The 18,012-nt window shown below is 61.5% G+C and carries 14 protein-coding genes; 11 read left to right on the plus strand and 3 right to left on the minus strand.

Translation table 11 applies throughout. The annotated features are described in order from the left end of the window. Positions 1 to 32 precede the first annotated feature (32 nt). Positions 33 to 1,250: a DUF932 domain-containing protein gene (locus tag ACZ46S_RS10170; protein ID WP_464061632.1), complete on the minus strand. Its 1,218-nt coding sequence runs from the start codon at positions 1,248 to 1,250 to the stop codon at positions 33 to 35. 381 nt (positions 1,251 to 1,631) lie between these two features. Here ACZ46S_RS10170 and ACZ46S_RS10175 point away from each other — a divergent pair, with 381 nt between their 5' ends. The 3 genes from ACZ46S_RS10175 to ACZ46S_RS10185 all read left to right on the plus strand — a co-directional run bounded on the left by ACZ46S_RS10175 (position 1,632) and on the right by ACZ46S_RS10185 (position 5,768). Further along, positions 1,632 to 2,810 (plus strand): hypothetical protein, encoded by a 1,179-nt coding sequence (locus ACZ46S_RS10175; RefSeq protein ID WP_464061633.1) that lies wholly within the window; start codon positions 1,632 to 1,634, stop codon positions 2,808 to 2,810. A 587-nt stretch (positions 2,811 to 3,397) separates the two neighbouring features. Next, entirely contained in the window at positions 3,398 to 5,026 is a 1,629-nt protein-coding gene (locus tag ACZ46S_RS10180; RefSeq protein WP_464061634.1) for an RNA-directed DNA polymerase, read from the plus strand. Beyond that, the gene (locus ACZ46S_RS10185) at positions 5,016 to 5,768 is read left to right on the plus strand and encodes a hypothetical protein (RefSeq protein WP_464061635.1); all 753 of its coding nucleotides are present in this window, start codon (positions 5,016 to 5,018) and stop codon (positions 5,766 to 5,768) included. Before ACZ46S_RS10180 ends, ACZ46S_RS10185 begins: the two co-directional genes overlap by 11 nt. Positions 5,769 to 5,873: 105 nt before the next feature. On the opposite strand, the gene ACZ46S_RS10190 is transcribed toward ACZ46S_RS10185, so the two are convergent. After that, positions 5,874 to 6,518, minus strand: a complete 645-nt coding sequence (locus ACZ46S_RS10190; protein ID WP_464061636.1) for a tyrosine-type recombinase/integrase — start codon at positions 6,516 to 6,518, stop codon at positions 5,874 to 5,876. A 77-nt stretch (positions 6,519 to 6,595) separates the two neighbouring features. Here ACZ46S_RS10190 and ACZ46S_RS10195 point away from each other — a divergent pair, with 77 nt between their 5' ends. Continuing rightward, positions 6,596 to 7,720: a saccharopine dehydrogenase family protein gene (locus ACZ46S_RS10195; RefSeq protein ID WP_464061637.1), complete on the plus strand. Its 1,125-nt coding sequence runs from the start codon at positions 6,596 to 6,598 to the stop codon at positions 7,718 to 7,720. Here ACZ46S_RS10195 and ACZ46S_RS10200 read toward each other — a convergent pair. Then, positions 7,627 to 8,268, minus strand: coding sequence for a DUF4166 domain-containing protein (locus ACZ46S_RS10200; protein ID WP_464061638.1), 642 nt, complete (start codon positions 8,266 to 8,268; stop codon positions 7,627 to 7,629). The two genes, ACZ46S_RS10195 and ACZ46S_RS10200, sit on opposite strands and share 94 nt — an antisense overlap. Before the next feature lie 165 nt (positions 8,269 to 8,433). Between ACZ46S_RS10200 and ACZ46S_RS10205 the strand changes: the two genes are divergently transcribed. The 7 genes from ACZ46S_RS10205 to ACZ46S_RS10235 all read left to right on the plus strand — a co-directional run bounded on the left by ACZ46S_RS10205 (position 8,434) and on the right by ACZ46S_RS10235 (position 17,899). Next, on the plus strand, positions 8,434 to 10,173 hold the full coding sequence (locus ACZ46S_RS10205) for a sensor histidine kinase (protein WP_464061639.1): 1,740 nt from the start codon (positions 8,434 to 8,436) through the stop codon (positions 10,171 to 10,173). Further along, the gene (locus ACZ46S_RS10210) at positions 10,170 to 11,504 is read left to right on the plus strand and encodes a sigma-54-dependent transcriptional regulator (RefSeq protein WP_464061640.1); all 1,335 of its coding nucleotides are present in this window, start codon (positions 10,170 to 10,172) and stop codon (positions 11,502 to 11,504) included. Before ACZ46S_RS10205 ends, ACZ46S_RS10210 begins: the two co-directional genes overlap by 4 nt. A 190-nt stretch (positions 11,505 to 11,694) precedes the next feature. Beyond that, positions 11,695 to 12,048 (plus strand): hypothetical protein, encoded by a 354-nt coding sequence (locus ACZ46S_RS10215; protein WP_464061641.1) that lies wholly within the window; start codon positions 11,695 to 11,697, stop codon positions 12,046 to 12,048. Further along, positions 12,045 to 12,773, plus strand: coding sequence for a zeta toxin family protein (locus tag ACZ46S_RS10220; protein WP_464061642.1), 729 nt, complete (start codon positions 12,045 to 12,047; stop codon positions 12,771 to 12,773). Before ACZ46S_RS10215 ends, ACZ46S_RS10220 begins: the two co-directional genes overlap by 4 nt. Before the next feature lie 191 nt (positions 12,774 to 12,964). Beyond that, entirely contained in the window at positions 12,965 to 13,567 is a 603-nt protein-coding gene (locus ACZ46S_RS10225) for a hypothetical protein (protein WP_464061596.1), read from the plus strand. Then, complete coding sequence (locus ACZ46S_RS10230; protein WP_464061597.1) at positions 13,521 to 14,795, plus strand: Y-family DNA polymerase; 1,275 nt, start codon at positions 13,521 to 13,523, stop codon at positions 14,793 to 14,795. The genes ACZ46S_RS10225 and ACZ46S_RS10230 overlap by 47 nt, the downstream gene beginning before the upstream one ends. Then, a complete protein-coding gene (locus ACZ46S_RS10235; protein ID WP_464061643.1) occupies positions 14,795 to 17,899 on the plus strand; it encodes an error-prone DNA polymerase in 3,105 nt (1,034 codons plus the stop codon). Before ACZ46S_RS10230 ends, ACZ46S_RS10235 begins: the two co-directional genes overlap by 1 nt. Positions 17,900 to 18,012: the final 113 nt, after the last annotated feature.

Consider the following 18,012-nt stretch of genomic DNA (forward strand, 5'->3'; position numbering starts at 1 on the left):
GCTTTCCCCAAACCACAAAGCACCAAGCGTGCTTATCCCACGCGGTCGAGCAACAGCTTCGCCTTGCCCTCCAGCTCCAACCTGGCATCTTGGTGCGGTCGGCTACGCGCCAGGGCAGTGATGCCCTGCACGAAATCGAACACGGACTCCGGCGGATGGCCTTCCTCCTCCAGCACCGTGGCGACGATCTTCGCCGTCTCGCCCTTGCTGAAGCCGCGCTTGCGCAGAAACCCTTCGCGCTCGTCATCCTGGCGGGCGACGATCTGTTCCCGCGCCGCCTTGATCCCCGCGACAAATGGCGCCGGCGAGGAGTTCGCAAAGCGCCGCAACGCGGGTGCGGCCTCATGGGCAAAACGCTGGGTGGCGAATTTGCTGTGGCGGATGCTGATCTGCTGGAACTCCTCGGCGCCCCAAATGTTGCGGTTGGCGCACACCGCGCGCAAATAAAAGGAGGCGATGCCCAGCGTCTTCGAGCCCACTTCGCTGTTCCAGCAATAAAACCCCCTGAAAAACAGATCGGGATCGCCATTGGACAGCCGCCCCGCCTCGATGGGATGCGTATCATCGACCAAAAACAAGAACACATCCCTGTCGCTGGCATAAAGCGTGGTCGTCTCCTTCGTCACATCTACATAGGGGTTATGGGTCATGGTCGACCAATCCAGCACGCCCGGCACTTTCCAATTCGTATCGCCCGTGCCGTTGCCCGCGATCCTCATCACCGCCGCCACCAGTTCATGGTCCCAGATGCGCCCATAATCCGGCCCGGTGACCGCGCGCAGTTCCACGCGCCCGTCATTGGTTTCCAGGGTTTTGACCAGTTCGGCGCGGTGGTTGAGCAGCCCGTGCTGGAGATTGATTCCCGCCAACGGGGCGGGGAGATCCCGCAAATACCCCGCCGGCGCGCCCACCAGCCCGCAGAGCTGGCCAAAGCTCCAATGGGTCGGCGCCACTGGCCGGTCTTGCCCCGGCACGATCAGCCCCAGCCGCTCGCCATCGTCACGCCTGGCCTCTACCCGGATCGCCCGGCTTTCCACCGTCCTAGCCTCAGCCTGGTCGGCCCGGCCACGTACCGCCTGGTAAAGCTCCGGCAGCGACAGAAACCGTTCATCACCGGGGCGCGAGAACCATTCCGACGACACCCGGCCCAGCCGCTCCCCGCGGCTGACATCGACCTTGAACCCTACAGAACCAGCACGGCCGTCATTGGACCCTATAGCCGCCACAGCGGCAGATGCATTGATATCCATGGCAATTCTCCATGACAGGCTTCGGAAGACACTCTCCCGAACCAAAACCCGTCATGAAAAATCCGGCAAAACTCTGCCTCTCAGCCCTATCGTTGCCGATGCCCGCCACCCGCGTCTTCGGCCGCGCACTGGAGCGATTATACGAATGGTATTGAAACACATCCGAGTGTGACTCTCCGCCTGCCCACTTCCCGACGCTCAAAAATCAAATCAAAGCATTCTGCTTTCAGCGACGACGGGCCGGAAGCTGCCCGACCGCTCTGGAGTGGAAGACAAGCCATTAGCTGCCGGCGGTTGCATCGGAAGATGACGACCTAGTAATATTTGACCATGAGATACGACCCAGCTGATGGCCCTCCAACTCTTCTACTAACATGCTGGGTGCCTGACCTCTTTCAGCGCATCGAAGGGTTCAAGGAGCCGAGTGCGATATTTGGCAAACGCCGCCAGCGCTCAGTTAGCCGGTTGATAGCAGCTGCGGCGCCGAAAACATTCGAAAATTTCAACATCGCCGACCATCACCCTCGTCCAGAGACTATTGAAAAGCTCAGAAAATGGCGCTTGGAAGAAATCGAGGCGCGAGGCACGCGCCCCTATGACGAGCCACTCGAGACTACCACCACGCGCGTGAAAAATCTCGATATCCCACCGGGGTTCGCCGCGGCGTTTTTCATGGGCCTCCCTGACCTACCTGGCACCGCCTTGCCCCACACGCGCAATATGGCGGCGGCGCTGGACGAACTTGCCTCAGCCCTTTTGGAGCAGCAATGTGACGGCAAGGGCGGCTCGCTGGAAGGTTATAAACAAACCCTTCTCAACTCTCCGCTCGCTCCGCCCCTCTACTGGATAAATCCAGACAGCGGCCTCAATGTTCGGCCCTACTTCGAACAGGCAGCAGATTGGCCGAGCGCATGGGCGCTCACCCATCTCGTCATCTTCCAGCAGCTTCTTTCCTTGCTTGCACTCTGGGACGTAGAATATTGCGCCGATATTTTTGGCAGATTGAAGCCAATTCCACTCTTCCTGCAGCTTGCGCCACGCCTGCGCTCTCGTGCCAGTGACTACCCCACGGGCGGATTGAGGCGGCTCAATCTTCGGCAAAAAGAGGTCGTTGCCACACCCGTTGCTCAGCTTATAGACTTAGTGTGGTGCCTGCTCAAACGCATTCAGGATGACAAATGGCCCGACAGCTTCCCGAAAGATACGGAAATCTGCACTACTCTGAACGATTCTAAAGACAATCTGGCCTGCCTGCGTATCGGGCGGCCGAACCTGACACGCTCGAAATTTACCTCCCTTTGGCCCGACAATATTCAAGGCGCCGAAGGCAGCATAATCGGTCCGCCCATTACGCTTCTGGCCGTCGCGCATTTATGGGATTTGATATATCTAGATATGTTAAAATCCATAGCGCCGCTCACGCTTGTGGACGCGCCATATATGCGCGCCTGGCACCACCACAGGCGCGAGCTTGGCCTCGATGTATCCCATCACAAACAGCCAAATGAGGCATGGCCCACTTGGCTTGACCGGGGGCTGGACTATCCAGCCCCCGAATAGACTTATTTTCCTTTGGGCGGATTGTTTCCGCGTCCGCCGCCAGATTCATTGCCCGTTTTGCTGGGCCAGTTAGGATTTTCGTTTGCCATATTAAATCTCCAAAGTTTCCCCGAACCGACACGATGTCGCCCGTATCCACCATCTGAGTGCGATTGACACAAGAAGATATGATTTTAACCTGACAGATTGGAGCCTAGTTGGTGGGCTCGATAGCCCGAGACACCGCATCTCACCCGGCACCGACGTCGTCTCAAAATATAGACAAAGGCGTTGAATAGCCAATACGAGAAGGGCCGATTGCCATCCGACCGCTTTGCAGCAGAGAGTAGGACAAGCTGCCATCAGCGACTGGCGGTCGCGCCATCAGGTGACGTTCCTAATCAGTCTTTCCTGGTTGGCGGCGCCCTGGGCTAGTCCGTCGATGATGTTGTTGAGGTAGCGATTCTCGTACGTCGTCATTTTCGTTGGGCGGTTTGTTATCCTATTGACAGTGCCGCTGGACAGGCAAATCCATCATCTGCAACAAGCATGAGACTAAGAGATTGCACCATGGCCTGCGCCATTTGCAGCGCATAAGAAGGACCAGAATGATCAAGGTCGAAAAGGATCATTTTTTTCGGGCTGCTCTTGAGATCGGTAATAGTGGTGACAACGACACTCTACCTTACGATCTCGATGCGGCTTTCGTTAAGGACAGGGCCACCAACCTTGCGGCGCTCTGTTTGGCTTTGTTTCAAGGCGTCGAAACGGGCGCGTTTGGGAAATCTGTCCATTTCATGAACGGGCTCGTGATCGGCTCGGAGCGCCTACTTGTTCCTTCCGGGCCGCATGGATTCCGCATCACCACCAAAATACACCCTTTCTGGAACCTCTATCTGAATGGCCTGGGTCTGGCGATTGCGGAGGCGAATGAACGCCATCGAAGCGCTCGGGCGCACTCCTACCGGCTCGCGGCGCAGGGGCCGGGGTTTTTCGACCGAACTAGATCCTGGCGCGCATATAAGCTCGCGACGCTGAACGAGCCCGGTCTGGGAGATGAGCGGGCAATTGTCATCCAGACCGATGTCGCAAGCTTCTACGAGCATATTTACCACCATCGGCTCGAAAATGTGGTCAAGGACTTGGCACCGGGATCAACCTTGGCGATGCAAATCGATCGCATCTTGAGCAAGCTCGCGGCAGGCCGTTCCTTCGGCCTACCGGTTGGCGGCCAGTGCGCACGCGTTCTCGCGGAAGTGATGATGACGCCCATTGATCGGTCTCTGAGCGACGCCGGGCTCGTCTGGCACCGTTATGTCGACGATTACACATTGATTTGCCGTTCGCAGCAGGACGCCTATATGGCGCTGTCGACGCTATCGCACGCATTGGCGGACTATGGCCTGTCGCTCAATCGCAGTAAGACAACTTTCTTGAGCGCTAAGCATTACAGGGATTTCGTTTCAGCGCAGTTAGGAGAGGGCGAGGATTCAAGCCTTGCGCTGCGAGAACTCGATCTTCATTTCGATCCTTATTCTGACGATGCAAGCGCCGAATATGAGAAGCTCAAACAGTCGTTTGAAAAGATCGACATCTCATTTCTGCTCGATCTCGAACGAGAAAAATCGCAGCCTGACGCCTTCGTGCTTGCGCAGATCGGTCGCGCGCTTAAATTCCAGGAGCCGGCTGTCGCGGTTCAACTATGTGCCACGCTCCTAGATCCAAACAACCTGGACACGTTCCGCGCCTCCTGGTCAAAAATCATGCGAGGCGTCTATGCTGTTCGGTCGAACGATCAATTTGCCTCGATCTTCGTGGCCCTTGACGCTCTGCTCGACCGCATACCGTCCGCTGGCGCCCATTTGCTAATTCCTGAAGCCAATATGCTGCATTTCCTGAGGGCGATCCGGTTCACCAGAACCGATGTTCGTGGTGCGTTCGTGCGGCAGACCTACGATATGACGGCATCCGCCTCGGTCCGACGCGCCTGCATCGATTGCTGGAGACATTGGGCCGACCGGTCGAACTTCACGCGCCTACGAAACCAATGGCCGAATCTCGGTGCCGGCGAGCAGCGAATGCTCTGGGTGGCGGCAGGCGCGTTCGGCGATGAAGGCATAAAGGCAAGGGACCAACTACGAGGCTCCCTCGGACAGACCTGGCAACTTGGTATCGAGGCCGGCGCACCGGGTAGCTTTGCGGCATGCTACGAGGAGTGGGCAAGACATGCCGTATAATCGACTGCCTGTACGGGATCCAAGGACCGTCGCGCGCGATATCCCCGGTGTTCTGGACGTTCTGTTCCCGCGACTGACCGGCGGCCTTGTCAACGCCTTGAACGCGAGGATGTTTTCCTTTCCCAGCATCAGCCCGATATCAAATGAAATAATCGAAAAAAGCCGACTGCAAAAGGCTATGATATTCGAGCTTTCGATGGCACGGGCCGAAAGCCAACTGCAGGACGGTGAGGTGGCATCATGGGACGCGTGCTTGGCTATCGCATCCAAACGGCAGCAGCGCCATTTTGACGCGAGGATCCCGGAAGGCTTAGAACCAGGCGACATCCTGGTAGCCGATCATGCCGCTCGCAATCTAGTGGCAATGCTGAACAGCGTTCGGGGGCAACGACCTTCGGCTGTTTTGGAATATGCCCCTCTTATTCCGGGCTTGGGCTGGGTAGCGTCCGGGAATGGGGATTTTGCGCTCGGATCGACACTCATCGAGGTCAAACATACAGAGCGCAACTTCGGCGCAGCCGATTTTCGTCAAGTTCTGATGTATTGGCTTTTGCGCTATGCGCGGATCGTCGAGAACGACGGCGATATGTGGTCGGACGTTCTGCTGCTGAACCCGAGACGCAATGCAGCACTCCTCGTCAATTACGATCACCTTCTTCGGTCCGCATCCGCTTCGTCGAACCGGGTCGAGCTAGTCGAACTGCTGCGCTCTGCCGTTGGACAGGAATTTGATCGGCGCTGATGGCAGGTGAATAAAGGTCAGCTTTTCTGTAATCGGGGCCGAAAGCGGAGTGGCCGCTTTCGGTTAGACGGGTGCAAAAAGCAGCCATTCGTTCGAATGCCTGACCTACACCTCCGTGTGCTCTGCAAGAGCCAGAGCGTCTTCGACGTCGACCCCCAGATATCTCACTGTGCTTTCAATTTTGGTGTGGCCGAGCAGGATCTGCACTGCGCGTAGGTTACCTGTCTGTTTGTAGATGATGGATGCCTTGGTCCGCCGCAGGGAATGTGTCCCGTAATCCTCTTGGCGCAGGCCGATGCCAGTGACCCATTCATCCAAAAGCCGTGCATATTGCCTTGTACTCAAATGATCATCGTGATCGATCCTGCTTGGGAACACGAAGTCATCCAACGTACCGCCGCGCCTCTCCAACCAAGCCAACAGGCTGGTCCGGGCAGTATCGAGCAACTCAAACTGCACCGGGCTGCCAGTTTTCTTCTGCACTATAACGGCGCGAGACCTGATACGCCCGCCGCTTACGATATCACCGATCTTGATTTTCACCACGTCGCAGCCGCGCAACTTACTGTCGATGGCAAAATCGAACAGCGCCCGGTCGCGCACCCGCCCTTGATGGTCGAGCCAGAAACGGATAGCCCATACCTGCTGTGGCTTTAAGGCGCGCTTGGCGCCGGGCTTACGCCCAGCGTTCCACGGGCGACGATCCTTAAAGCCGGGATCAAATTCTGAATTTCCCATTGTCTCCTCCATTTGGCCAAATCGGCCGAGGACTATATTGGGTGCCACTACTTTATTGACTTCAGCCAGCGGCGTGCTGACAAAGTCTGATGACCCATAGAATTCTGTTGGTTGGGGCGGGGGGCACGTTTGGGCTGCGTCTGGCGCGGCGGGCGGCGGCTTCCGTGCCTTGTACGCTGTTGGTGGCGGGGCGTTCGCTCTCGCGCGCCCAAGCCGTGGCGGATGCGTTGCGCCAGGCCAACCCGGCAGCCGACATAAAAGCGATCGCGCTTGATCGCGAGACAGTCACAACGGAAGAATTGCGCGCTCTGGGCGCTTTCATCGTCATCGATGCGGCCGGGCCGTTTCAGGGGCACGCGCCGCATTTAGCCCAGATCGCCATTGCAGCCGGCAGCCATTTTATCGATATCGCCGATGCCCGTGACTATGTGGCCAATTTCCCAGCACTCGATGAAACTGCCCGCGCTGCGCAGGTGCTCGCCGTAACCGGCGCTAGTTCCACGCCAGCTTTGTCGAACGCCGTACTCGATGCGCTGACCAAAGGCTGGCAGCAAGTGGAGGCGGTGAGTGTGGCGATCTCACCCGGCAATCGCGCGCCGCGCGGTCTGGCCGTGGTGGAGGCCATTCTCTCTTATGCCGGCAAGCCTGTGCGGGTGCTGGAGGATCGCGTCTGGCGCACCCGCCCGGGCTGGGGGCAGTTGCGGCGGCAGGAGATGCCGGGGCTGGGGCGGCGCTGGCTCTCACTTTGCGAAACGCCGGATCTCGACATTATCCCGGCACGGTTTCCCGGCCTGCAGCGTGTCAGCTTCCTGGCGGGGTTGGAGCTTGCCGTGCTGCATCTCGGATTATGGGCGTTGTCATTGCCCGTGCGTGCGGGGCTGCTGCGATCGCTTGCACCGTCGGCAGCGTTTCTCACCCGGGCCGCCACCTGGTTTGAGCCGCTCGGGTCGGATCGCGGCGGCATGATGGTGGACGTCACCGGGCGGGACGCGCAAGGGCGCGCCGTGGCGGCAAAATGGTGGCTGGTGGCACAGGCCGGGGACGGCCCGAATATTCCCGTGCTTCCTGCGCTGGCACTGGTGCGGCGCTTGGTCTCAGGGGTTGAAACCCGGACGGGGGCTCAGGCCTGTACCGGGCTGCTGACCTTGGCCGAGATCGAAGCGGAATTTTCAGCGTTCCAGATCACCTCCGGGTCAACAAACACGCCGCGCTGAGACACTGTCAGCCCCCAAACTCTGTGCCGCATCTCCATGGTGAAACGGAACAGCCCGTCACCGAGATCAGTATGGGTTACGCGGCAGGTGCCGGGGGTGGCCCAGCCGGGCAGCTTCATCCGCCAGCGGCCACATGCCAGAAAATAGCTCTGGCTTTGAAACACCAGCGCCCCGTGCTCGGCGCGCAGGGTCAGCGCCATGCCCAGCCCGGCATCGGTGCATTCTTCCAGCCCGGTTGGGCCTAGCCGCTTGGTGGAGCGCACGCAGGCGGCCTGGCGGCCCGGCGCTAGCAACCAGCGCTCCCACACCACGCCGCCATGGCCGTCAGGGAACACGCGGACCTCTGCCGGAACGTCCTTGGCCCCATGCAGGGGCAGCGGCTGGCCAAACGGCGCGGCACACCAGGCAGATAAAGCGCCCAACCAGGAGCGCTGGATGCTGAGCACACCGCGATAAAGGATCGGTGCGTCGTGCCGGGCGAAGCGGCGGGCGATGGCGGGGTGTAGGCAGGCCCAATCTTCCGCGGGCAACAGGCGCTGTAGATGCATGACACTCTCCGTGGCGAATGCCAAAGACGGAGCGAAGCGCGTGCCAGATTTTTGGGTCTTGTTTTTCAACAGCTTGACTGGCCAACCTGCTTACGCCGTACACACAAAAACGGCGGTGGCGTAAACTTTGTTTACAGCCCTTGGGAAATGGCGCAGCCTCCACTCATGCTCTTCCACGTCACCAACGCCGTCACGCTGTGCGAGTGCCTGGCTCTGGCGGCTGTGCTGGCGCTCTGGGCGGAGAAGGTGGCGGGCACATGGCTGCTGGTGCTGTTTCTCGGTGGCGTTTCACTATGGATCGCCGGCAATGAGCTGCCGGCCTGGTTCGGGCCGGGCGCCATACCGGCCGGGTTATTGCTGCTCTGTACGGCGCCGGTCTCGTCGGCGGTGTTCTTCTGCTTTGCCGCTCGGTTCGGGCGCGTCAATGTCGGGCGTACGGCGCAATGGAGCGTCTGCGTCGTGTCGGTTTTGCTGGGACTGGTCGCGGCCGTGCTGGGGCCGGGGCGGTTCAGCCTCGTGCCGGGACTGGGGCTGGTGGCGTTTCCCAATGTGGTTGGCTGGTGCGCCACGCTCATCTGGATGGGGCTCGCGGGGGCGGGCTATGCGTTGCTTGCTTTGGCCTGGTGGCGGGAGAGGGCGGGCGAGCGGCTGCAGATTGTCGCAATCGGCCTGACGAGTTTGTTCGGCGCCTTATGCATGACGGGCTACGGCGTCGTGGTTCTCGGGCTGAAACTGGCCCCCTGGCCGCTGGCCTTGCTGCCGCTGTACCCGCTGCTGCTGGTCTACGCCATTCTGCGCTATCGGGTTTTCGCCGCCAATGACTGGGCGCAGCGCGCGCTGGCCTGGGGGCTGCTGAGTGCCGCAGGCGTGGCAATGATCGCCAGCGTGGCTGCGCTGCCGCTGGGGCTGCGCGGGGTGCTGGTCGCGGCCCTTGTGCTGGTCCTGGCCGGGCCGGCGCGGCAATTGGCTGAGCGGCTGATCTATCCCGGCGGTTCTGCAGGAGCGGATGATCTGCGCCACTGGCGTGCCGCCTTGCGTGCCGCGCAAAACCTGGATGATCTAGCTACGCGCGCCGCGGCTTTGCTCTCCCAGCGCCTAAATATGGCTGTGGCGGTACGGTTTGGCGGCGATGGTCCGGAGCCGGCGCTGGTCTGCACCGCCACGCCAGAGGGCTACCACACCAATCTGCGCGGCTGGGAGGCCGCACCGCCGGGGCTGCGCCGCCTGGCCGGGATGTTTGGCACCGTGCTGGCGGATGAAGCCGAGCGGCTGGCCCAGGCCCAGGAAGCCGCCGCCCGAGAGCGAGACCGCCAATCCGAAGCCCGGCTGGCAGAGCTGGGCGCACTCGCCGCCACCATCGCCCATGACGTGCGCAACCCGTTGAACATCATCGCCATGGCATCGGCGGGGGCAGCACCTGAGCTGCGCAGCGAGATTTCGGTTCAGGTCGGGCGCATCTCCCGCTTGGCGGCGGAGCTGCTCGATTACGCCAAGCCCTGGAATGTTGCGGTGGCAGAGATCGATTTGGCACCCTTGCTGCACACACTGGCCCGGCATTATCCGCAGCTCGCACATGAGGCCGCCCCCGGCACGTTGCGCGCAGACCCTGTCCGGCTCGAGCAGGCGCTAACCAATCTGCTCGACAATGCGTCCACAGCGCCGCGCCTGCATATCGGCGCCGAACGCGCTGACGGTGTGGTGCGGCTGGTGATATCAGATGATGGCCCAGGTATTCCTGACGACATACGCGACCGGCTGTTCGAACCGTTTGTCTCGCGCAGCCCGGGGGGCACGGGGCTGGGGCTGGCGATCGTCTCCCGGATCATGGCGGCTCATGGCGGGCGGGCGATGCTGGGCGCGCGGCCCGGCTGGGCCACCAGCTTCATCCTGGAGTTTCCCGCATGAACGAGACAGGGCGCATCCTGCTGGCCGATGACGAGCCGGCCTTCCAGCGCCTGGGGGCGGCATGGCTGCGCGGGCTGGGCCATGAGGTGGTGCTGGCAGGCAGTGCCGACGAGGCTGTCGCCCGCTTTGCCGAAACCTCACCCGACATTGTGCTGCTCGACCTCGCAATGCCGCCGCGCCTGACACCCGAGGCGGGCATTGCCCTCATCCCCAGCTTCGCGCCGGCACCGGTCATCGTGCTCACCGGCCATGCCGGGCACGACTACGCTTTGCGCGCAACAGCCGCCGGGGCCTGGGATTTTCTGGCCAAGCCCATAGACCCTGACATGCTGCGCTTCGTTGTAGACCGGGCCATTCGCCAGGCCCAACTGGAGCGAGAATTAAGGGCGCTGAAACAAGCCGAGACACGGGCTGATTTGGGCCTGGTCGGCACCAGCGCCCCCATGGTTCGGCTGCGAGAGATGATCAGCCGCGTCGGCCCGGCGGAGGTGAGTGTGGTCATACTGGGGCCGACCGGCACCGGCAAGGAGCTGGTCGCACGCGCTCTGCACGGGGTCAGCCCGCGGGCGCAGAAGCCGTTTCTGGCCGTGCATTGCGGCGCGCTGGCCGGCGAGTTGCTGGAGAGCGAGCTGTTTGGCCATGTGCGCGGGGCCTTCACCGGCGCCCATAAGGACCGGGTAGGGCTGATCGAGACCGCCCACCGGGGCACATTATTCCTCGATGAAGTCGGGGAGATGCCGCCCAACCTGCAAGTGAAGCTGCTGCGCGTTCTGCAGGACGGCGCTTTTACCCCCGCAGGCAGCTCAGTTGAAAAACGCGCCGATATACGCATCATCGCCGCCACCAACCGCGATCTCGCCGCCATGGTGACGGCGGGGAATTTTCGCGAGGATCTCTATTATCGCCTGAAGGGGGTGGTGCTGCAGACGCCGCCTCTGGCTGATCGGCGTGAGGATATTCCGCTCCTGGCTACAGGATTTCTATGCGCCAAAGCGCCAAAGCTGCGCCTGATGCCTGACACCATAGCCTGGCTGTGCGCACGCGACTGGCCGGGCAATGTGCGCGAACTAAAAGCCGTGGTGGAAGCCGCCGCCGTGCTCGCCGGGCCGGAGCTTGACCTCGCCACGCTCGCCTTGGCGGCAGGAGAAGCCCCCATAGCGGCCTTGCCGAGCGGCTCTCTCCCCGACGCTGTGGCGGCGTTGGAAACCCGCATGATCAGCGCCACACTGGCAGGCTGTGGCGGCAACCAGTCTGAAGCCGCACGGCAGCTCGGGCTTTCGCGCCTCGGGCTGATTAAGAAAATTTCGAGGCTCGGCCTTAAAGGGGGATAGAGGGGTGTAGTTAGCAAGGTGGGCCGAGAGCTGCCAGTCCGTTGGGGCCCCAAATCGCGCAGAAGTAGACATGAAAGCCTTACTAGCCATCCCATTTAAATTACCAGATAGCCGCCTTTAGAGGTTCGGAGTGCACAAAACCATTGGATTTTGGCGGTTTGGCTGCTATATCTGGTGTATGAGAAAGGCAGTGACCGCAACCACCCGCAATGGTAAAGGCGCAACCCAAGATCACGGCAAGGTTTTGGAGATATCGAGGCCGCCCAACTCTGGCGACCGCGTCGTCAAGATCAAATTCGGTGACGTCATAGTGCGTGCGGTTATACCTGATAAAGCGGACGTAAAGGCGAATGTCGAGTTCAGCACTGATGGACTCAGGCGCGCCAAAACAAAATTGGCTAGATCAGGCGTCTTCATTCGAGCCAAGAAGGACGTTCCCTTGTATCACCTCGACGAGGATAATTCGAACCTCGTTATCCGCAAGTTGAACGGGCGAGTCGAAAGAGGTGTTTTGAAAGACGGAGTTTTTCAGGTTACCGAGTGACTACTCTCCCTAAAGCGGTCGAAGAAGTTCGAAAAGCACAGGAGGCGACCGAGAAGCCCATTGCAATAGTCCTGGCCGGACACAATGGCTCGGGAAAGTCAACTTTGTGGCACAGCCGTTTGGCAGACACATTCCAAATCCCTCTTATTAATGCAGACAGGATGATGATGTCCATTCTTCCGGAGCCGAAGGAGGATGGACATCTAATCTCTTGGGCCCAGACGTTACGTGATAGTCACTTAGGCTGGATGTCTGTCGCGCAACAAGGTGTGCAAAGTTTTGTTGCGCAAGCGATTGGACAAAAAGTCCCGTTTGCCATGGAGACCGTCTTCTCACATTGGCAGCCTCGTGATGCTTCAACATTCGCTTCCAAGATCGACCTAATCAAAGATATGCAGAACGCAGGATACTTTGTGATTCTGTTCTTTGTCGGTTTGGCGAATGTAGAATTGTCGGTGTTACGTGTCCAAACACGTGTCTCCCGAGGTGGGCATGACGTTGAGGAGGCAAGACTTCGTGCGAGGTTTCCACGCACTCAGAAAGCGATTTCTGAAGCGATTAAGGTGGCCGATGCAGCCATCCTAGTTGACAATAGCTTGGAAGAGAAAAGGGCTTTCACGGTCTGCCGGGTACAGCTTCAATCGCAAATTGTGATCGATATCCGCAATACCAAGAGTTCCGTCCCGCAGCCTATCTCAGAATGGATGTCTATAGTCGCACCTTGAGCGTCTGCTTTCGGATGATGTCGAAGATGGTATGAATGACCATATTGGGCGCTATGCCGCCATCACAAACCTCTCTGGGCATCACCTGCCCGCCCCCCTTCGGCATGGCCATGGCCCGTCTTCTGTCATGATACAGCCGCACAAAATCCGACTCGACTCTCAAGCCGAGTTGTGGATTCAATGTTCTTGTTATGTTCTCGTCCACTCACCCCGCTATCGCCACTGCATTTCCGGCCTTTCTGCGCGCCTGCCCGGCCGTGCATGAGTTCCGCGCGCCGATGGGCACGGCGGCACATGCCGGTCTGGTGGCATTGCTACTGGGGATGGTCTGGGGAGAGCGCCCGGCTCTGTGGGTGAGCGCGGCACCAGACTGGTATCCGCCAGGGCTGGCTTGGGCAGGGGTTGATCCGGCCTGTTGCCTGTTTGCCCAGGCGGAGGACGATGCCGAAGCCCTGGGTTCAGCGGAAGTGGCTTTGCGCGGCGGTATGGCGGGGGTCGTGGCATGCGAAGCCCTTTCGCGGCTGGCCGCCAAACGCCTGGCGCTGGCGGCAAAGCAAGGCGGCGGCTTGGGGCTGGTGCTGCGCCACGCCCCTGCCCAAACGCGGGAGGATTCCACCGCCTTTGCCTCGCGCTGGATGGTGCATCCAGCGCGAGGCAACCCCCATGCCCCGGTGTTGCGGGCGGAGCTGCTCTACGCCAAAGGGGCCATGCCGGGGACGTATCTGTTTACGCTGAAGGAGGGATGGGATGCAGAAGCGCCGCTTTCTCTCCCTGGCCTGCGCCGAGCCGGATGATCTGGCGAACCTGGCGCTGTGGTGCCAGGCTTTTACGCCCCTCACCGCGCCTGATCCGCCAGATGGGGTGATACTGGACATTACCGGCTGCGCGCATCTGTTTGGCGGGGAGACCGGGCTGATGGCCCGGCTGGCGGCACGGCTCCCCAGTGCCCGGATGGCGATTGCGGATACAGCCGCCGCCGCCTGGGGGCTGGCGCGCTACGGCAAGCCGGGCAACCCTGATATTTTGCTCCTGCCATTGGCGGCCTTGCGCCTGGCGCCAGAACCCATCGCCCGGCTGCGCCGCATCGGCATTCGCACCATCGGGCAGTTGGCACGCCTGCCACGGGCCGGGCTGGTGGCGGGCTATGGGCAAGCACCCGCCTTGCGGCTGACCCAGGCACTGGGTGAGGCGCCGGAGGTCATCCGCTTCATCACCGCGCCACCGGAATGGCGCGAAGCGGAACCGTTTATGGAGCCGCTACTGCTGCCCGCGCAGTTACAGGCGGTGCTGATCAAGCTGGCGGCCCGGCTCTGCGCACGGCTCACCGCAGCCACATTGGGCGCAACCGCACTCACCGCCCGGTTTTACCGGGTGGATCGCGCCTGCCCGGCGATCCACCTTGCCTTTGCCGCCCCCTGCCGGGATGAGGCGCAAATCGCCAAATTGCTGATCGAAAAATTGGCGCGAGAGATCGATCCGGGCTTTGGCATCGAGGCGGTTGCCCTCGAGGCCCCGCTCACCGAACCGTTGCCCCTGGAGCAACAGGACATGGGCGCAAAAGCCCCGGATTACGCCCGGCCGCTAAACACGCTGCTCAACCGTCTAGGTCCCGCTCGACTCTGGCGGGCGGCGCCGCATGCTTCGCATATCCCGGAATTCGCGGTACAAAGAATGGCCGTGAAGGCCCGGCCCGTGGAGTGGCCCACGCCGCATCACCCCCGCCCCATTCGTTTGCTCACCCCGCCTGTACCGATCACCGCCATCGCCCCGGTGCCCGATGATCCGCCAGTGCAATTTACCTGGGATGGGCAAGCCCACCGGCTGCGCTGGGCGACAGGGCCGGAGCGTATCGCGCGGGATTGGTGGGCGCACCCTTTTGACCCCGCCCGGCCGGAATTGGAGAAGATCCGGGATTATTATCAGGTGGAAGATATGGAAGGGGCCCGCTTCTGGCTGTTCCGCGCCGGGCTGCATGAAGGGGTGGCCACACCACGCTGGTATCTGCACGGGTTTTTCGCCTGATGTATGCGGAGTTGCTCTGCCAGAGCGCCTTCTCCTTCCTGGAAGGGGCATCGCATCCGCAAAGCCTGGTGGAGCAGGCCAAGGCGCTGGGGCATGAGGCGATCGGCATTGCCGATCGCAATAGCGTGGCCGGGGTGGTGCGCGCCTATGTCGCGGCGAAGGCCGCCGGGCTGCGCCTGCTGGCGGGTAGCCGGCTGGTGCTGGAGGATGCACCGGACCTGGTCTGCTACCCTTCTGATCGCGCGGCCTGGGCACGGCTCTGCCGGTTGCTGAGCCTGGGCAAGGCCCACGCGCCCAAGGGCGAATGCCGGCTCCGGTTCGAAGATGTTGTAGCCCATGCCGAGGGGCAGATTTTCATCGCCGTGCCGCCGCCGGTGTTGGATGATGCGTTCACCGCATGGCTACGCTTGGCCGGACAACAATTGCGCCGGCAGCTTTATGTGGCGGCGGTGCGCCGCTATGCGCCGGATGATCTGGCACGGCTCACCACCCTGCAAAACCTCGCGCAAGCCAACGGCCTACATCTCATCGCGGCGAATGACGTGCTCTATCACAGCGCCACCATCCGGGAATTGCAGGACGTGATGCGCTGCATCCGCCTGGGCTGCACCATCGAGCAAGCAGGGTTTCTGCTGGAGCCGCATGGCGAGCGGCATCTTAAATCCCCCGCTGAGATGGCCCGGCTGTTTTACAGATTTCCAGAGGCGCTCAGCCGCCAGCAGGAGATTTTGCAGCGCCTGGATTTCTCGCTGGGCCAGATTTCCTATGAATACCCCGACGAGCCCGTACCGCCGGGCCTGACACCGGATACGCATCTGGCCAATCTGGTGCGAAGCGGCGCGGCTTGGCGCTACCCCGCTGGCGTGCCGGAGAAGGTACGAGCCTTACTGGACAAGGAACTGTTCATCATCGCCCAGCTGAATTATGCGCGCTATTTCCTCACCGTGCATGACATCGTCCGCTATGCGCGGGCGCAAAAAATCCTCTGCCAGGGGCGCGGCTCGGCGGCCAATTCGGCGGTGTGCTACGCGCTGGGCATCACCGCCGTGGACCCTGCCGAGAGCGATCTGCTGTTCGAGCGTTTCGTTTCCGCCGAGCGGGGCGACCCGCCGGATATCGATGTAGATTTCGAGCATGAGCGGCGCGAGGAGGTCATCCAGTATCTTTATGCCCGTTATGGCCGCAACCGGGCCGCCATCGCCGCCACGGTGATCCATTACCGCCCGCGTTCCGCCATCCGCGAGGTGGCAAAGGTGCTGGGCCTGCCTGACACCACCGCCGCGATACTGGCGGCGCAGAGCTGGAACCCCGGCGACGAGTTATGGGGCGCGGACACGCTGCGCGAGGCCGGGCTGGACCCGGAGGAACCGCGCCTTAAGCGCGCGCTGATCATCGCGCGCGGTCTGGTGGGGCTACCGCGTCATCTCTCCCAGCATGTCGGCGGTTTTGTGCTCACCAAAGGGCGGCTGGATGAGAGCGTGCCCATCGGCCCCGCCGCCATGGCGGACCGCAGCTTCATCGAATGGGACAAGGATGACATCGACGCGCTCAAAATGATGAAGGTGGATGTGCTGGCGCTGGGGATGCTCACCTGCATCCGCAAATGCTTTGCGCTGCTCGGCATCCAGGATCTGGCGGACATCCCGCCTGAGGACAAAGCCACTTACGACATGCTCTCACGCGGCGATTCGATCGGCGTGTTCCAGGTGGAAAGCCGGGCGCAGATGAACATGCTGCCGCGCTTGCGGCCGCAAAAATTCTACGACCTCGTCATCGAGGTTGCCATCGTCCGGCCCGGCCCAATCCAGGGGGATATGGTGCATCCATATTTGCGCCGCCGCCAGGGCAAGGAGGCGGTAAGCTACCCGGCGCGCGCCGGGGGCTTGCCGAATGAGCTGGAAGAGATTCTGGCCAAAACCCTGGGCGTGCCGTTGTTCCAGGAACAGGCGATGAAGATCGCCATGGTGGCGGCGGAATTTACGCCTGAGGAAGCCAACGGGCTGCGCCGGGCCATGGCAACTTTCCGCAATCTCGGCACCATCGACAAATTCAGAACCATGATGGTTGGGCGCATGGTGCGGCGCGGCTATGAGCAAGGCTTTGCCGAGGCATGTTTCCGGCAGATCGAGGGGTTTGGCGCCTATGGATTTCCCGAGAGCCATGCGGCGAGTTTCGCCAAGCTGGTTTATGTCTCCGCCTGGCTCAAATGCCACCACCCGGCAGCCTTTGCGGCGGCACTCATCAATGCCCAGCCAATGGGGTTCTATGCCCCGGCGCAGATTATCCGCGATGCGCGCGAGCACGGGGTGGATGTGTTGCCGGTGGATGTGAATGCCTCCACCTGGGACTGCACATTGGAAGGCGGCGCGTTACGGCTGGGCTTGCGGCTGGTGGATGGCTTCCAGCAAGGATGGGCGGAGAAGCTGGCCGGGCGGCATTTTACCCGTATCGAAGAGCTGGACCTGCCCAAAGCCGCTTTGGAAACCTTGGCCGCCTCCGGCGCGCTGGCCAGCCTGACCTCCGGCCGCCGCGACGCGCTCTGGCAGGTGGCCGTGCGTCAGACAGGTTCGGCGCTCATCGCACCAGGCCCAGCACCGCAAGCCGAACTGCCTTTAATGAGTGCTGGCGAAGAGGTGGTGGCGGATTATCGCACCCTCGGCCTATCACTGCGCGCCCACCCCTGCGCGCTGCTGCGCGATAAGCTGGCGGCAGCCGGTGCCGTGACCTGCATGCAAGCCACCCAGGCCCGGAACGGAACAAAGCTCCGCCTGGCTGGGGTGGTGATCGTCCGCCAGCGCCCCGGCACGGCCAAGGGCACGGTGTTCATCACCATCGAGGATGAGACCGGCATCGCCAACCTCATTGTCTGGCCGTCGCTGGTGCAAAGCCTGCGGCAACAAATCCTCGGCGCCACGCTACTCATCGCCGAGGGGCGGCTGCAACGCTCGGAGGAAGGTGTGACCCACATTACCGTCGCGCGTCTGGCTGACCGTTCCGGCTGGATCACCAGACTCGATGGCCCGGACGCCACCCAGCCCCCAAACCGGCGCCCCGGCCATCCACGCCAGGAACGGATTGTTGGCAAAAGCCGTGATTTTCATTGAGACGACAGAAGTCAAATAATCAAGCGGGGCCAAGCCCCTGATTGCGCACCCGCAAGGGGTGCGCTTCTTGGCGATCCGCCAAGCGGATCGCTATTTCGCCGGGCCTGCACCCG

The organism is Acidocella aluminiidurans, from assembly GCF_055383125.1.

What these genes read in the sequence shown, in the direction of transcription:
- ACZ46S_RS10170 (WP_464061632.1), bottom strand. Translation starts at nt 1,250, where the DNA reads ATGGATATCAATGCATCTGCCGCTGTGGCGGCTATAGGGTCCAATGAC.
- ACZ46S_RS10180 (WP_464061634.1), top strand. Translation starts at nt 3,398, where the DNA reads ATGATCAAGGTCGAAAAGGATCATTTTTTTCGGGCTGCTCTTGAGATC.
- ACZ46S_RS10185 (WP_464061635.1), top strand. Translation starts at nt 5,016, where the DNA reads ATGCCGTATAATCGACTGCCTGTACGGGATCCAAGGACCGTCGCGCGC.
- ACZ46S_RS10190 (WP_464061636.1), bottom strand. Translation starts at nt 6,518, where the DNA reads ATGGAGGAGACAATGGGAAATTCAGAATTTGATCCCGGCTTTAAGGAT.
- ACZ46S_RS10195 (WP_464061637.1), top strand. Translation starts at nt 6,596, where the DNA reads ATGACCCATAGAATTCTGTTGGTTGGGGCGGGGGGCACGTTTGGGCTG.
- ACZ46S_RS10200 (WP_464061638.1), bottom strand. Translation starts at nt 8,268, where the DNA reads ATGCATCTACAGCGCCTGTTGCCCGCGGAAGATTGGGCCTGCCTACAC.
- ACZ46S_RS10205 (WP_464061639.1), top strand. Translation starts at nt 8,434, where the DNA reads ATGCTCTTCCACGTCACCAACGCCGTCACGCTGTGCGAGTGCCTGGCT.
- ACZ46S_RS10210 (WP_464061640.1), top strand. Translation starts at nt 10,170, where the DNA reads ATGAACGAGACAGGGCGCATCCTGCTGGCCGATGACGAGCCGGCCTTC.
- ACZ46S_RS10225 (WP_464061596.1), top strand. Translation starts at nt 12,965, where the DNA reads ATGTTCTCGTCCACTCACCCCGCTATCGCCACTGCATTTCCGGCCTTT.
- ACZ46S_RS10230 (WP_464061597.1), top strand. Translation starts at nt 13,521, where the DNA reads ATGCAGAAGCGCCGCTTTCTCTCCCTGGCCTGCGCCGAGCCGGATGAT.
- ACZ46S_RS10235 (WP_464061643.1), top strand. Translation starts at nt 14,795, where the DNA reads ATGTATGCGGAGTTGCTCTGCCAGAGCGCCTTCTCCTTCCTGGAAGGG.